This is a genomic window from Brucella pseudogrignonensis (assembly GCF_002252525.1).
GTDB classification, from domain to species: domain Bacteria; phylum Pseudomonadota; class Alphaproteobacteria; order Rhizobiales; family Rhizobiaceae; genus Brucella; species Brucella pseudogrignonensis.
The window spans coordinates 37,501-52,558 of record NZ_NNRM01000012.1; the positions used below are offsets into that span (position 1 = coordinate 37,501).

Sequence of the window (15,058 nt, forward strand, 5' to 3'; positions counted from 1 at the left end):
AAAGCTTCCATCGCTATTGAGCTTCAATAACTTCAAATGCGTAAGAGTCTGGCAAAGACCGTGAACACTGCTTTTGGGCAAGCTGGTCTGGCGAACGAGATCGGAAAGTTTGATGCCTTCGCGGCTCTCGGCAACGCAATCAAGAATTTGCGCTGCCCTGACCACAGCCGGAACCAGTTTCAAGGAACTTTCTTCATCGAGTAAGGTTTTGTCCATATGCCCTCTTTGACCAATCGACAGGCGAATTGACTTTAGCGCTGCCGGCTGATTTATTCAGTATATCGTATGTCGTTCAATATAATGAACGACCGTCTGACGCAACATCGGGATGGAATATCAGATATGCTCGCTTTGAAAGACCCCTCACTGCTTAAATCGCAATGCCTTGTGGATGGAAACTGGATCGACGCAGCAGACGGCAAGACCATTGACGTAACCAATCCGGCAGATGGTTCTGTCATTGGCACCGTTCCTTCCCTCTCTGTCGATACTATTAAAGAAGCAATCAACGCTTCGAACAAGGCACTTCCGGCATGGGCTGCGAAGACCGCCAAAGAACGCGCTGGAATCCTGCGCAAATGGTTTGATCTGATCGTCGCCAGTGCAGACGACATTGCCCTTATCATGACATCGGAACAGGGCAAACCACTCGCCGAGGCGCGTGGTGAAGTTCTTTATGCTGCATCTTTCATTGAATGGTTCGCAGAAGAAGCCAAACGCGTCTATGGCGACACAATTCCGGCAACACAGCCCGGCCAGCGCTTGACCGTCATCCGTCAGCCAGTCGGTGTGACCGCTGCAATCACGCCATGGAACTTCCCGGCGGCAATGATTACGCGAAAGGCAGCGCCCGCACTGGCTGCTGGCTGCACGATGATCGTCCGCCCGGCTGATCTCACCCCGCTAACCGCGCTTGCGCTTGGTGTTCTGGCTGAAAAGGCTGGCATTCCTGCAGGCGTTCTGCAGATCGTGACCGGCAAGGCCCGCGAAATCGGCGCCGAACTCACCAGCAATGACATTGTCCGCAAGCTTTCCTTCACCGGCTCGACCGAAGTTGGCCGCCTGCTGATGGCGCAGTGCGCCCCAACCATCAAGCGCATCTCACTTGAGCTTGGCGGCAATGCACCCTTCATCGTATTCGACGATGCAGACATCGACGCTGCTGTGGACGGCGCGATGCTTTCCAAATATCGCAATGCCGGTCAGACCTGTGTTTGCGCCAACCGCATCTATGTCCAGCGCGGCGTTTACGACAAGTTCGCTGAAAAACTGGCAGCGAAAGTGAAAGAGCTGAAAGTCGGCAACGGCACCGAGCCAGGCGTCGTCATCGGCCCGATGATCGAAGAAAAAGCCATCACCAAGGTCAAAGCGCATATTGAAGATGCGGTTTCAAAAGGTGCAAAGCTCATCTCAGGCGGCAAGGAACTGGGCGGCCTGTTTTTTGAACCGGGCATTCTGACCGGCGTCACCTCGGATATGCTTGTTGCCAAGGAAGAAACCTTCGGCCCGCTCGCACCACTCTTTGCCTTCGACACAGAAGAAGAAGTTATCGCTGCTGCCAACGACACGATCTTCGGTCTGGCTGCCTACTTCTATACCGAGAACTTCAGCCGCGCGATCCGCGTCAGCGAAGGCCTGGAATATGGCATGGTCGGACACAATACCGGCCTGATCTCCAACGAAGTCGCACCATTCGGCGGCGTGAAGCAGTCGGGCCTCGGTCGCGAAGGCTCGAAATATGGCATCGAGGAATATCTCGAAACCAAGTACATCTGCAGCGCCTACAAGCGCTGAAATTACGCTTAGCGACATTAAAAGGTGGCACGCATTGTTCGTGCCACTTTTTTTATTTATAGACGACGCAGACAATCCCTGGGTGCTTGCCCGCAAAAAATCCGGAAAACTTCATGCTGCGCCGACTCTATGACTGGACGATCTCGCTTGCTGCCCGAAAGTCTGCCGAATATTGGCTTGCTTTCATCGCTTTTGTAGAAAGCTCAGTGTTTCTGGTGCCAGCCGATGTGCTCTATCTGCCGATGGCGCTTGCCCGCCCGGAGCAAGCCTACCGCTATGCGCTCGTCGCAACCATCTTTTCCGTTCTTGGCGGCATAGCGGGCTGGTATCTCGGCTATCATGCCTATGAGCAGGTCGCAAAGCCTGTGCTTGAAATGTATGGCAAGCTCGACACGTTCGAGCAAATGCGCGGGACGACCAGCGCCGACATGATTCTGCTGATGCTCATCACATCAGGCCTCGCGCACCTGCCGCCGATCAAGGTTGTCACCATTCTGTCCGGTGCTGCGGGCATCAATATCTGGCTGTTCATCGCATCGGCCATCATTGCGCGCGGCGCACGCTTCTTCTTCCTTGCATGGCTGTTGAAGCGTTATGGCGAACCAATCCGCGGCTTTATCGAAAAGCGTCTTGGTCTGCTGGCTGGCCTTGTTGCCGTGGTGCTGATTGCGCTGTTCTTAGCGGTAAAATATCTTCACTTTTGATTTTGCCTCAAGTCAGTCAAATTTAATTGCTTGGAGACGAAGCAGTATTTTTGATTACTAGAGCGCATCCCGAAAAGTGGGAACCGGTTTTCGGAACAAGATGCGCGAAAAAATAGACAGAGCCAGTGTGGCGCAGGAAATTTCAAATGGCATTTGCACTTAACAAACCGGTCGGCAAAACGCAGGCTTGGACCGCAGGCATCATGACGGTGGGCCTCGCCGCAACTGTCGGAACGGCTTTAGGCTTTGAGCATCTGGCTGGCTTCATGCCCTGCAAGCTCTGTCTTGAAGAACGCACGCCATATTATGTCGGCGTCCCGGTTCTGGCTGCGGCCTTTATTTCCTATGGATTGAAATGGCCTCCGGTTCTCACGCGTGGTCTCATCCTGATCGGCGCGCTGCTGATGACCTTTGGTTTGGCGCTTGCCATCTATCACACCGGCGTCGAACTTAAATACTGGCCGGGTCCGGCTGATTGCAGTGCGGCCACCATGAAGGTCACACTCGATGCAGGCAATCTGCTTGGCGATCTCAACGCGACCCGCCCGCCTGCGTGTGACAGCGCACCGGGCTTCTTCCTCGGCCTGTCATTTGCCGGATGGAACGTCGTCGCAAGCCTGCTCTTTGCAGCGATTGGCTACTACGGCGCTTTTGCAAAAGGTGGGAAGTAAGAGCGAATTCTGAGGAAGTTTTTCTTTCTTAGCAAGAGCTCAAATATCTTGATCAAAAAACGGCAGGCCGTGGCGAAAATGGTGATTTTCGAGTACCGAAGCGGAGTGTACTTTTGGGTACATGAGCATCGGAACGCAGACAAATTGCCATTTGCAGATCGGCATGGCGACTTTTGGAACAGATACTAAGGCTCCAATTCGACATCCCAGTAAAGAAAGTCGAGCCAGCTGTCGTGGAGATGGTTGGGTGGGAAAAGACGCCCATTGTTATGCAGATCCTGCACAGTGGGCTGGACCGGCTTCTGGCGCGGCCACATATGTGCGCTTGCCGGCATCAAGCCGCCTTTGCGCAGATTGCAAGGCGAACACGCGGCGACCACATTTTCCCACGTCGTCTCGCCGCCATGGCAACGCGGGGTGACGTGATCAAACGTCAGATCATGCGGTGAGCCGCAATACTGACATTCAAAACGATCACGCAGAAAAAGATTGAAGCGCGTAAACGCCGGATAGCGCGGCGGCTTCACATAATCCTTCAGACAGATCACGCTTGGCAAACGCATGGAAAACGATGGCGAGGATACAACCTGATCGTATTCCGCCACGATATGCACGCGTTCAAGAAAGACTGCCTTGATCGCGTCCTGCCAGGACCAGAGCGATAAAGGGTAATAGCTGAGCGGCCGATAATCCGCATTGAGAACCAGAGCAGGCAAACCACTGCTCGAAACGGTTCGGGGAGAGACGGCTACATTCAAGGGCGCACCTCCTTCAGAGCAACTCCGAAAGGAAAAGTGCGAATGGCTTTCCGTACGGAATTGCGCTCTTCATCGAAGCGCCGCGCGTCCATTCTGGGCGCAACCTACAACGCTCCAACCTTGTAATAGCATTTCCAGCAAAAGTGCTAAGCGGCTTTGCGTAGGATAATGCGTAGAAACAGATGGTTACAGCGGGGCCACCGCTGTAAGGCAGCAGTGCGATAGGCAGGATACCAAGTTTCTGCGAATCGAAATGCCGTCATTCACCTGATGCAAATAATGTAATCCCGACGTGACAGCATTGTGAAGCAGAAACGCATTTATGTCCCCGGAAACACGCAACTTTTACAGAAGGGGCGCAGCCTCCCGTCCCTTGATCGCAGCGTAATATGCCCAGAACAAACGTGCTGCCACACCGCGCCATGGCGCCCAGTCTTCCGCAAGCAAGCGAAGCGCCTTTGTATCCGGTCTCGTTTCATGCGCAAAAGCGTGACCGACAGCCGTTTGCAACGCCACATCGCCAGCCGGAAACACGTCGGGATGACCAGCGGCAAACAGCAGATACACTTCAGCCGTCCATGGACCGATGCCCTTGATAGCGGTCAGCGCCCTGATCGCTTCTTCGGCAGGCAAATCGCACAGCCCATGCAGATCGATTGCCTCTTCTGCCAAAGCTTCACTCAAAGCAAACAGCGTTCTCTGTTTTGGTCGCGAAAGCCCGGCAAAACGCCATGCCTCTTCCCCGCCTGCAATATAAGCCTCGGGTGTCATCGGATCGATCACCTGCTTGAACCGCGCCCATATTGCTGCCGCGCTTGCAGTTGAAACCTGTTGCGCAACGATAATCGAGGCAAGACTTTCAAAGCCCGGCTGAGACCTTCGAAGCGGAACAGCGTGGGACCGACTGCGGATATCAAGCAACCGTGCGTCGGCTAATCCCAGTGCTTCGAGCCCGGCTTCAATATCGTCCAATGTATCGATCCGCCGCATCGCCTGGCCTTCCGTTTCAGTTAGAGCGCCGCGCGTCCTTTCGGACGCACAAAGGACGCTCTAAACTATCGAACCTACGCATCGTGCTTTCCGAAAATCGATTCCGATTTTCGGGCCAATGCTGTAACTGCAAAATACCAATGCAATCAGATGACAATCAACTGACATGATCATGACCCAGCCCGTATATCGCTTCGCTCCAAGCCCCAATGGGCAATTGCATCTTGGCCACGCCTATTCCGCACTTCTCAATGCACAAATGGCACGGACAAGCGAAGGGCGCTTTCTGCTTCGCATGGAAGACATCGACACCGCCCGCTGCACACCGCAACTTGAACAGGGCATCTACGATGATCTCCACTGGCTCGGGCTTGAATGGGAACAGCCGGTACGCCGCCAGTCAGAGCATTTCGGCGAATATCGCAATGCACTGACCAAGCTTGCCGAGAAGGGGCTCGTCTATCCCGCCTTTCTGAGCCGCACCGAAGTGCGCGAGATCATCGGCGAAGCACATGCCAAAGGCCAGGAATGGCCCGCCGACCCTGACGGTACACCGCTTTATCCGCAGGGCGAACGAAACTTGAGCGAAAAAGAGCAGATGGAGCGCATCGTCTCCGGTGCCCCCTATGCATGGCGGCTCAATATGGAGAAAGCGCTCGAGGTGGCTGGCGAAACGCTGTTCTGGAACGAAATCGGCACCCAAATCAGCATTGGGCCTATTGAGGCAAATCCTGCGCAATGGGGTGACGTGGTGATCGCGCGCAAAGACACTCCCACCAGCTATCATCTTTCCGTCGTGGTGGATGATGCATTGCAAGGCATCACCCATATTGTCCGCGGACGCGATCTGTTTCATGCAACATCCGTGCATCGGCTTCTGCAAAAGCTTCTGGGCCTGCCGGAACCGCTTTATCATCATCATGATCTGGTGCTGGGCGACGATGGTTTGAAACTATCCAAAAGCCGCAGGGATACGGCACTCAGCAGCTTGCGCGAACAGGGCTTTACGCCTGACGATATCCGCGCAAGACTGTCGCTGTAAAACTATTTTCGCCGCAGCGTCACAGATGATGTGCCCGCACGCTGATTGACGAAAGCGCGCTAAAGCGGTTCAAAGACAGCATGATAGCTGGCACTGAAGAGTGCTGGCGGTGATTTTGTTTATTTTGAAGGAGGCAGAGCCATGGTTTCTCAGAAAGCCGGTAACTACGTTGAGATAGAAGGCTTGCGCGTTGCCCCTGAACTGGTGGAGTTTCTGGCCAAGGAAGCCGCACCCGGCACTGGCGTTGAACCAGACGCCTTCTGGAAGGGCTTCGCCGCCATCATCCGCGATCTCGCACCGAAGAATCGCGCCCTCCTCAAGAAGCGCGACGACCTGCAGGCCAAGATCGATGCCTGGTATAAGGATAATCGCGACAAACGCTATTCGCAGGCTGATTACCAGCAATTCCTGAAAGATATCGGCTATCTCCTGCCCGAAGGCGGAGAGTTCAAGGTCTCGACCGCCAATGTCGATCCGGAAATCATGCATATTGCAGGACCGCAGCTTGTCGTTCCGGTCATGAATGCCCGCTATGCGCTCAATGCTGCCAATGCACGCTGGGGTTCGCTCTATGACGCGCTTTACGGCACCGATGCTATCTCTGAAGATGATGGCGCGGAAAAAGGCAAAGGCTACAACCCGAAGCGCGGCGAAAAAGTCATCGCATGGGCCAAGAATTTCCTCGACGAAAGTGCACCGCTCAATGCGGGCAAGTGGGCCGACGTCACCGGCCTTTCCGTCACGGACGGCAAACTCGCTGTAACGCTTGCCGACGGTTCGAGCACCGCCTTGAAGGACGGGAGCCAGTTCAAGGGATATAATGGCGATGCGGCGGCACCGACCAATGTGCTGCTGGCCAAGAACAACATGCATGTTGACATCGTAATCAATGCGGACAGCCCGATCGGCAAGACTGACCCGGCGCATATCGCAGACATGGTTCTGGAATCGGCCGTCAGCACGATCCAGGATTGCGAAGATTCGATTGCAGCAGTCGATGCGGAAGACAAGGTTGCCGTCTACCGCAACTGGCTTGGCCTGATGAATGGCAAGCTCGAAGACACCTTCGAGAAGGGCGGCAAGCAGATGACGCGCCGCCTTAATGGCGACCGCGGCTATAAGGCTGCCGATGGCTCGGAACTCAGCCTCAAGGGCCGTTCGCTGATGCTGGTGCGCAATGTCGGCCACCTCATGACCAATCCGGCGATCATTGATGCCGAAGGTCACGAAGTGCCGGAAGGCATCATGGATGCCGCCTTCACCAGCCTGATCGCACTGCATGATATTGGCGCGAATGGTCGCCACATGAATTCGCGCGAAGGCTCGGTCTATATCGTCAAGCCAAAGATGCACGGGCCGGAAGAAGTGGCATTCGCCAATGAAATCTTCACCCGCACCGAAGAGCTGCTTGGTATGAAGCCGAATACGCTGAAAATCGGCATCATGGATGAGGAACGCCGCACCACGGTTAACCTCAAGGAAGCGATCCGCGCTGCCAAGGAACGCGTCGTCTTCATCAATACCGGCTTCCTTGATCGCACCGGCGACGAAATCCATACCTCGATGGAAGCTGGCCCGATGATCCGCAAGGGCGACATGAAGCAGGCCGCCTGGATCGGCGCTTATGAACAGTGGAATGTCGATATCGGTCTTGAATGCGGCCTTTCCGGCCATGCGCAGATCGGTAAGGGCATGTGGGCAATGCCGGACCTGATGGCTGCGATGCTGGAACAGAAAATCGCCCATCCGAAGGCTGGTGCGAACACCGCCTGGGTGCCATCGCCAACCGCTGCAACGCTCCACGCAACTCATTATCATCAGATTGATGTTGCAAGCGTTCAGGAAAAGCTGAAGAGCCGCCCGCGTGCCAAGCTCGACGATATTCTGTCGGTGCCGGTCGCCCCGCGTCCAAACTGGACGCCGGAAGACATCCAGCACGAAATCGACAACAACGCACAGGGTATCCTCGGTTATGTCGTGCGCTGGGTTGATCAGGGCGTTGGCTGCTCGAAAGTGCCGGACATCAACAATGTCGGCCTGATGGAAGATCGTGCAACGCTGCGCATCTCGGCACAGCACATCGCCAACTGGCTCTATCATGGCGTGGTTTCGGAAGCGCAAGTCATGGAAACGCTGAAGCGCATGGCAGCCGTCGTGGACAAGCAGAATGAAGGCGATCCCCTTTATCGCCCGATGGCCGCAAACTTCGACAAGTCGATTGCTTTTCAAGCCGCTTGCGATCTGGTTTTCAAGGGCCGCGAACAGCCAAATGGTTACACCGAGCCAGTCCTGCATCGCCGCCGCCTTGAATTAAAGGCACAGGGTTAATCTGGATTACAGGATAGACGGAAAGCGGCGGGAGAAATCCCGCCGTTTCTGTTTTCGAAATTGCTTGACTCCATTATAATAGATATTAATTCTACGATAATGGAAAATATAAATGAGCATCTAGACAACGCCATTGGCGAAAATCTGCGCCGCCTGCGCCTTGCGCGAGGTATGACGCTGGATGCGCTTGGTGATGCGTCAGGTGTCAGCCGCGCCATGATCTCGCGGATCGAGCGTGGCGAAACCAGCCCCACCGCACAGCTTCTGGCGCGCATTTGTGCAGCGCTCGGCACATCGCTCTCAGCCTTCTTTGCTGATGCGGAAGCCCCCGCCTCTCCCTTGCTCACGCATGATCGCCAGCCAGTCTGGCGTGATCCGGATACGGGCTATATCCGGCGGTCTGTTTCACCACCGGCAACGGGGTCGAATGTCGACATGATCGAGGTCGAATTTCCCGCAGGCGCCAGAGTGACCTTCGCATCACAGGCGGCCAATGCAGGCATCACACAGCATTTGTGGCTCCTGAATGGGCAGATGGAAATCACCGTTGGAGCAACCGCCTATCAGCTTCATACCGGTGACTGTCTTTATATGCCGCTCGTTGAAGGCATCACCTTTCATAATCCCGGCAACTCGACCGCCCGTTATACAATCGTACTCGAACGCCGCAGCAGTCTCTGAAAGTACAATATGATTCGTGTCCTTAACTACGAAGACGCTGGCTCCTCGCTTCTCCCACTGGCAGAAATCCTGACCGATTGCGTTAATGATGGCGCGTCAGTTGGCTTCATGGCGCCATGTGAATGGCAGGGTTTCATCCCCTACTGGAACCGCGTCTTTAATGAAGTAGAGCGAGGCGACACGGCCCTTCTGGTTGCCGAACATGACGGCGAAATCGTCGGCACGGTTCAGCTTGGTCTCGCACAAATGCCCAATCAGCCGCATCGTGCCGATCTTAAAAAACTGCTGATCCATCGCAAGGCGCGCGGCCTTGGTCTTGCACGCAAGCTGATGGAAGCCATTGAAGAAGAAGCACGTAACCGACGCAAGACACTTCTCTGCCTGGACACCGCAACCGGCAGTCCGGCGGAAGCAATTTACACCCATCTCGGCTGGGAGCGGGTAGGTGTTATCCCGAATTATGCGCTTTATCCTGACGGCAGCCCCTGCGCGACCACACTTTTCTATAAAGGCCTCTGAAATGACCCTCACCATCCGGTTTGCCAACGAAGCTGACCTCCCTGCTCTGCTTGCGATCTACAATGATGCAGTTGAGAACACGCTTGCCATCTGGAACGAAACGCTCGTCGATCTGGAAAACCGTCGCGAATGGCTCAAAGCCCGCAACCGCGACGGCTTTCCGGTTCTGGTGGCCGAACGCGAGGAACAGGTCGTCGGCTATGCGAGTTATGGCCCTTTCCGCCCGTTTGAAGGCTTCCGCCACTCATCGGAACTCTCTGTTTATGTGGCAAGCGATGCGCGCGGCGGCGGTATCGGACGCGCACTTCTGGCAGAGCTTGTGGAAGAAGCACGCGAGCGTAAAGTCCATGTGCTGGTGGCAGGCATTGAAGCAGGCAACACCGCATCCATCGCCTTGCACAAATCGCAAGGCTTTGAAGATAGTGGCACGCTGAAACAGGTCGGCCAGAAATTCGGACGTTGGCTTGATCTGACCTTCATGCAAAAGATACTCTAATCAGCACCGTGCAATAGAAAGCGCAGCGGGCCATTGCCCTGCTGCGCTTTTTTTGTTTATACAGGCGTATTCGCAAGGACCCGGTGAAAGCCCGGGTGGCTCTTCTGGCCGCCTATCCGCCAGACAACGCAACAACATCCCCCATTTTTACAATCGGCCATGTTGAATCGGACGGCTCTCAACGCCCGTCTTCTATTTGCGGAAAATTCAATGACACGTCTTGCTGCCTACCGCCGCGAGTGGTTCTCCAATATTCGCGGCGATATTCTTTCCGGCATCGTCGTAGCACTTGCCCTTATCCCGGAAGCCATCGGCTTTTCGGTCATCGCTGGCGTCGACCCCAAGGTCGGCCTCTTCGCCTCTTTCGCCATTGCCTGCGTTTCCGCCTTCACTGGTGGACGTCCTGGCATGATCTCTGCTGCAACCGCTGCAACTGCTGTGGTGATGGTCTCGCTCGTCAAGGAACACGGGTTGCAATATCTCTTTGCAGCCACGATCCTGATGGGCATTCTGCAAATCTTTGCAGGCTTTCTCAAACTCGGGCGCCTGATGCGTTTTGTATCGCGCTCGGTCATCACCGGCTTCGTCAATGCGCTTGCTATCCTCATTTTCATGGCGCAGCTTCCGGAACTCATTCATGTTCCGGTTGAGACCTACTGGATGATCGCAGGCGGTCTCGCCATCATCTATCTCTTCCCGCGCTTAACCAAAGCCATCCCCTCGCCGCTCGTTGCGATTGCTGTCCTCACCACGCTTGCATGGACAACCGGCATGGATCTGCGAACGGTTGGCGATCTCGGCGAGTTGCCATCCGCATTGCCGATCTTCGCGCTTCCACAAGTACCGCTGACGCTGGAAACGCTGCAGATCATCCTGCCATATTCGATCACGCTGGCAGCTGTCGGCCTGCTTGAATCGCTGATGACGGCCCAGATTGTCGATGACATGACGGATACCAACAGCAACAAAAACCAGGAATGTATTGGTCAGGGCACCAGCAATATCGCATCCGCCATGATTGGCGGCATGGGCGGTTGCGCCATGATCGGACAGTCGGTGATCAATGTGTCGTCTGGCGGTCGCGGCAGGCTTTCAACCTTTGTTGCTGGCTCTTTCCTGCTGTTTCTCATTCTCGTTCTCGACGATTTGGTGCGGATCATTCCGATGGCCGCACTGGTGGCGGTGATGATCATGGTCTCGATAGGCACCTTCTCATGGCGCTCGATCCTCGATCTGCGCCGCAACCCGCCATCATCCTCCATTGTCATGCTGGCAACCGTCTTAACGGTGGTTTCCACCCATGATCTTGCCAAGGGTGTTCTGGTCGGCGTGCTGCTTTCCGGCGTGTTCTTCGCAGGAAAGGTCGCAAAGATGTTCCGCGTGAGCGAAACAACGAGCGAAGATGGAACCGAGCGCACCTATACTGTTCAGGGCCAGATCTTCTTTGCCTCGGCACAAAACTTCATTGCAGCTTTCGATTTTTCATCACCTGCAAAAAAGGTGACGATCGATGTCAGCCATGCTCATCTGTGGGACATCACCTCGGTCGGTGCGCTCGACAAGGTGGTGCTGAAATACCGTGCCAGCGGTACGGATGTTTCGGTGATCGGCTTTAATGAAGCAAGTAGCGATATGATCGACCGCTTCGCTGTCCACGATAAGGAAATCGGTGCCGCAAAACTGGCGGTACACTAGAGCATGTCTCCCAAAAGTGGGAACCGGTTTTGGGACAAAGACATGCTTAAAAACAAAGGAAAAGGGCCGCTTTCGCGGCCCTTTTTTATCAGTTCGGCTGTGGAACGGCAGTCCCGGTCGAAAGCTCTGTCAGACCGATATCACCTTCAACCTGATCGCTTCGGGCCATCAGGTAGAGGCCGAGCACAGAGGTCAGAACCGCGATGAACACCAGATACCAGGCATGTGCCATCGGGTTGACCGCCAGAAGCGAGGTTACGATCACCGGCGTCAGTCCGCCAAAGACCGCATAGGAAATATTGTAGGAAAACGACAGGCCCGAGAAGCGAACAGGCGCCGGGAATGCGCGCACCATCACATAAGGGACCGCGCCAACCATGCCGACCGAAAGACCCATCACCGCATAAAGCGCGAACAGAACAGGCAGGGAAACCGCCGCATAGGTGTAGAACACGAAAGTTGCAACACCGAAGAAAATGCCTGCAACCGCAAAGAAGCGGCCGCTGCCAATGCGATCAACAATCGCGCCTGCGCTCACCGTTCCGAACATCAGAAACAGCGTGCCGAAGCTTGTGGCGGCAAGCGACTGCAAAGGCGTGTAACCATAAAGCTTCTGCAGGAAGGTCGCAGTCATCAATGTGGTGACGACGATGCCAGCCGACAGAATCCAGGTCAGCAGCACGGAAATGATAACGCCATGCATGTGGTTGCGCAGAACAGTACCGAGCGGCAGCTTATCTTTCAGAAGATGGCTGTTCTTCATCTCGGTGAAGATCGGCGTTTCAGCCAACCAGCGGCGCAGGTAAACGGCGAACAGGCCGAAAACACCACCGATGAAGAACGGAATGCGCCATGCGTAACCGGCGAGTTCTTCCGGCGTGAAAATCCAGTTGATAGCGGTCGCGATCAGCGAGCCGATCATGATGCCGAGCGTCAGGCCCGAGCACAGGAAACCACACGCCATGCCAACACGATTGGCGGGAACATGCTCCGCCACAAAGGTCCATGCACCGGGGACTTCACCACCGATGGCAGCGCCCTGCAACATGCGGAAGATAATCAGCAGGATCGGCGCGCCAACACCGAGCGTTGCATAGGTTGGCAGGCAGGCCATGGCCAATGTCGAGATCGACATCAGAAACACCGAGAAAGCGAAGACGCGCTTGCGGCCAAACTTGTCGCCAAAATGCGCCAGCACGATGCCGCCAATCGGGCGCACCAGATAGCCAGCTGCGAAAATGCCAAAAGTCTGGATCAGCACCAGCCAGTCCGGCATATCCGGCGGAAAAAACAGATGTCCGATAACGCTCGCGAAAAATACGAAGATGATGAAATCATAAAACTCCAGCGCGCCGCCCAATGCCGAAAGGCCAAGGGTGCGGAAATCCTGCCGGTTTAGCGGTCGCGGATTGATGCTTGTAGGGGAGTTTGTCGATGCCATCGATTCCATCTCTTTTGATCGGGTATCCTGATATGAAGCCCTGTTTAAGGGCTTCGGTTTAATGCGCCAATTGTGCCTTCGCTGCAAGGCTTGACTTTAAGCCAACAAAACTTATTTTAGAACTATTCTAAACTACGGATTTGAGAAATGCTCAGCCGGTTCTTCAATAATGGTCGCCGCCCCTTTGGTTCACTCTCCGAACAGGAGATTCTAGCGCTCGCGATTTCGTCCGAGGAAGACGATGCACGCATCTATCTTGCTTATGCGGATGGGCTGCGCGACGAGTTCCCACAATCGGCGAAAATCTTCGAGCAGATGGCCGCAGAAGAGCATGAACATCGCGATGCATTGATTGAGCGGCACCGCACACGCTTTGGCGACCGCATCCCGCTTATTCGTCGCGAACATGTCAGCGGCTATTACGAGCGCAAGCCGGACTGGCTTGTACGCCCGCTTGGCATCGACAAGGTGCGCGATGCAGCAGCGCAAATGGAAGAGCAGGCCTATCGCTTTTACATTGAGGCCGCAAAACATGTGACCGATGCACAGACCCGCAAGCTTCTGGGCGATCTGGCACAGCAGGAAAAGAAACACGAAGCCAAGGCTGAGTCGCTTGAGAACGAACTGACACCGAATAATGTGCAGGACGACGAGCGTGCGGCGGAACGCAAGCAATTCATCCTGACTTATGTGCAGCCGGGTCTCGCGGGATTGATGGACGGTTCCGTTTCCACCCTCGCACCAATCTTCGCGGCAGCTTTTGCCACTCAGGATACATGGCAGACATTCCTCGTCGGCCTTTCAGCCTCGGTCGGTGCGGGTATTTCGATGGGTTTCACGGAAGCCGTGCATGATGATGGCAAGCTTTCAGGCCGTGGTTCACCGATCAAGCGCGGCATTTCCTGTGGCGTGATGACGACACTGGGCGGCCTTGGCCATACCCTGCCCTATCTCATCAAGGATTTCTGGACCGCAACAAGCATCGCTGCAATCCTGGTTTTCTTCGAGCTCTGGGCCATCGCCTTCATCCAGAACCGCTATATGGAAACGCCGTTCTTCCGCGCAGCCCTTCAGGTTGTCTTCGGCGGCGCGCTTGTTCTGGCAGCAGGTATATTGATTGGTAGCGCTTAAACCCGCACTTCGTCACGAGGCTGAGAAACCGGACCTTCAAAGACATCAATCGCAATGCGGCCCTGCCGGGAAACGGTGACAAAACTGTTTGCCGGCACAGCCATCCAGTTGGCAGCCTCACCATCAAGCGGCTCGGATACAACACAGATGCCGGATACACTGCCCAGCGTCGCCGTATAGAGCGTCGGCGCAAAGGCATCGGTGGCATAACGGATTGCATAAAGCTGATTGCCATCCGAAAAAGCAGCTGTCAGTCGCAAGAATGGTGGCACCCCGGCGCGCACGGCCTCTTCCACGATTGTCCCGACCATGCGCTTCATGGCGAGAACCGGATCACTTTCGAGACCAAATTCCAGCATCAGCAGAAAGATCAGCTCGGAATCCGTTGCGCCATGCTTCTGAACATAAATCTCATCGCTCAGGTGGCTTTCAAGCCTGCGCCGCAGCCGGTCAAAATCCCCGATCTGTCCATTATGCATGAAGCTCCAGCGCCCCGAGACAAACGGATGGCAGTTGGAACGACTTGTCAGCCCACCTGTTGAGGCGCGGACATGCGCAAGAAAAAGGCGCGACCGGATCTGCCGCGCAAGACTGCGTAAATTCTGATCGGACCAGGCGGGCAAAATATCCCGATAAAGCCCCGGCTCGCTTCGGTTGCCATACCAGGCGACGCCGAAGCCATCGCCATTGGTACGCGTTTTCGCTTCATGCGCGTCGTGGCTTTGCGCCACGAGCGAATGACATGGAGACGATATGATGTCTTCCAGATAGGTTTCAGGTCCGAGATAGGCGGCCCAACGACACATTT

Annotated in this window: 15 protein-coding genes and 1 other annotated feature (1 of these 16 cut by a window edge); of the genes, 10 read left to right on the forward strand and 5 right to left on the reverse strand. The window is 55.2% G+C overall.

The annotated features are described in order from the left end of the window. Nucleotides 1-216, reverse strand: the start of a protein-coding gene (locus CEV34_RS04125; protein ID WP_007876482.1) for an IclR family transcriptional regulator. 585 nt of this gene lie to the left of the window's left edge; only the first 216 of its 801 coding nucleotides appear in the window; it begins with the start codon at nucleotides 214-216; its stop codon lies beyond the left edge, outside the window. Between the two features lie 126 nt (nucleotides 217-342). Here CEV34_RS04125 and CEV34_RS04130 point away from each other — a divergent pair, with 126 nt between their 5' ends. From CEV34_RS04130 to CEV34_RS04140, 3 genes are all read left to right on the forward strand, one after another. Continuing rightward, nucleotides 343-1,794, forward strand: coding sequence for an NAD-dependent succinate-semialdehyde dehydrogenase (locus CEV34_RS04130; protein ID WP_007876483.1), 1,452 nt, complete (start codon nucleotides 343-345; stop codon nucleotides 1,792-1,794). Nucleotides 1,795-1,907: 113 nt separating this feature from the next. Beyond that, entirely contained in the window at nucleotides 1,908-2,498 is a 591-nt protein-coding gene (locus CEV34_RS04135; RefSeq protein WP_007876485.1) for a YqaA family protein, read from the forward strand. A 146-nt stretch (nucleotides 2,499-2,644) separates the two neighbouring features. Next, on the forward strand, nucleotides 2,645-3,169 hold the full coding sequence (locus CEV34_RS04140; protein WP_007876486.1) for a disulfide bond formation protein B: 525 nt from the start codon (nucleotides 2,645-2,647) through the stop codon (nucleotides 3,167-3,169). A gap of 185 nt (nucleotides 3,170-3,354) precedes the next feature. Here the strand turns inward: CEV34_RS04140 and CEV34_RS04145 are convergent, their stop codons facing one another. Next, a complete protein-coding gene (locus CEV34_RS04145; protein ID WP_007876487.1) occupies nucleotides 3,355-3,927 on the reverse strand; it encodes an HNH endonuclease in 573 nt (190 codons plus the stop codon). A 345-nt stretch (nucleotides 3,928-4,272) separates the two neighbouring features. After that, nucleotides 4,273-4,917 carry a DNA-3-methyladenine glycosylase family protein gene (locus tag CEV34_RS04150; protein ID WP_007876491.1) on the reverse strand — a complete coding sequence of 215 codons (645 nt, stop codon included), beginning with the start codon at nucleotides 4,915-4,917 and terminating at the stop codon, nucleotides 4,273-4,275. Between the two features lie 172 nt (nucleotides 4,918-5,089). On the opposite strand from CEV34_RS04150, the gene gluQRS reads away from it, so the two are divergent. The 6 genes from gluQRS (at nucleotide 5,090) to CEV34_RS04180 (ending at nucleotide 11,678) form a co-directional block, all read left to right on the forward strand. After that, nucleotides 5,090-5,959: a tRNA glutamyl-Q(34) synthetase GluQRS gene (gene gluQRS / locus CEV34_RS04155; RefSeq protein ID WP_007876497.1), complete on the forward strand. Its 870-nt coding sequence runs from the start codon at nucleotides 5,090-5,092 to the stop codon at nucleotides 5,957-5,959. Nucleotides 5,960-6,100: 141 nt separating this feature from the next. Next, complete coding sequence (locus CEV34_RS04160) at nucleotides 6,101-8,287, forward strand: malate synthase G (protein WP_007876498.1); 2,187 nt, start codon at nucleotides 6,101-6,103, stop codon at nucleotides 8,285-8,287. Nucleotides 8,288-8,395: 108 nt separating this feature from the next. Beyond that, nucleotides 8,396-8,968, forward strand: coding sequence for a helix-turn-helix domain-containing protein (locus CEV34_RS04165; RefSeq protein WP_039860135.1), 573 nt, complete (start codon nucleotides 8,396-8,398; stop codon nucleotides 8,966-8,968). Nucleotides 8,969-8,977: 9 nt separating this feature from the next. Beyond that, on the forward strand, nucleotides 8,978-9,487 hold the full coding sequence (locus CEV34_RS04170) for a GNAT family N-acetyltransferase (RefSeq protein ID WP_007876500.1): 510 nt from the start codon (nucleotides 8,978-8,980) through the stop codon (nucleotides 9,485-9,487). A 1-nt stretch (nucleotide 9,488) separates the two neighbouring features. After that, nucleotides 9,489-9,983 (forward strand): GNAT family N-acetyltransferase, encoded by a 495-nt coding sequence (locus tag CEV34_RS04175; RefSeq protein ID WP_007876501.1) that lies wholly within the window; start codon nucleotides 9,489-9,491, stop codon nucleotides 9,981-9,983. Nucleotides 9,984-10,056: 73 nt separating this feature from the next. Continuing rightward, nucleotides 10,057-10,112: a sequence feature (sul1 is cis-regulatory element that is thought to sense ions involved in sulfur or methionine metabolism; They are found in Alphaproteobacteria), on the forward strand. 81 nt (nucleotides 10,113-10,193) lie between these two features. After that, nucleotides 10,194-11,678, forward strand: a complete 1,485-nt coding sequence (locus CEV34_RS04180; RefSeq protein ID WP_094543311.1) for a SulP family inorganic anion transporter — start codon at nucleotides 10,194-10,196, stop codon at nucleotides 11,676-11,678. Between the two features lie 88 nt (nucleotides 11,679-11,766). Here CEV34_RS04180 and CEV34_RS04185 read toward each other — a convergent pair whose 3' ends face one another. Continuing rightward, entirely contained in the window at nucleotides 11,767-13,119 is a 1,353-nt protein-coding gene (locus tag CEV34_RS04185; RefSeq protein ID WP_039860153.1) for an MFS transporter, read from the reverse strand. A 147-nt stretch (nucleotides 13,120-13,266) separates the two neighbouring features. Here CEV34_RS04185 and mbfA point away from each other — a divergent pair, with 147 nt between their 5' ends. Then, nucleotides 13,267-14,250: an iron exporter MbfA gene (gene mbfA, locus CEV34_RS04190; RefSeq protein WP_007876508.1), complete on the forward strand. Its 984-nt coding sequence runs from the start codon at nucleotides 13,267-13,269 to the stop codon at nucleotides 14,248-14,250. Here mbfA and CEV34_RS04195 read toward each other — a convergent pair. Beyond that, nucleotides 14,247-15,056, reverse strand: coding sequence for a class II glutamine amidotransferase (locus CEV34_RS04195; protein ID WP_007876510.1), 810 nt, complete (start codon nucleotides 15,054-15,056; stop codon nucleotides 14,247-14,249). The two genes, mbfA and CEV34_RS04195, sit on opposite strands and share 4 nt — an antisense overlap. Nucleotides 15,057-15,058 lie beyond the last annotated feature (2 nt).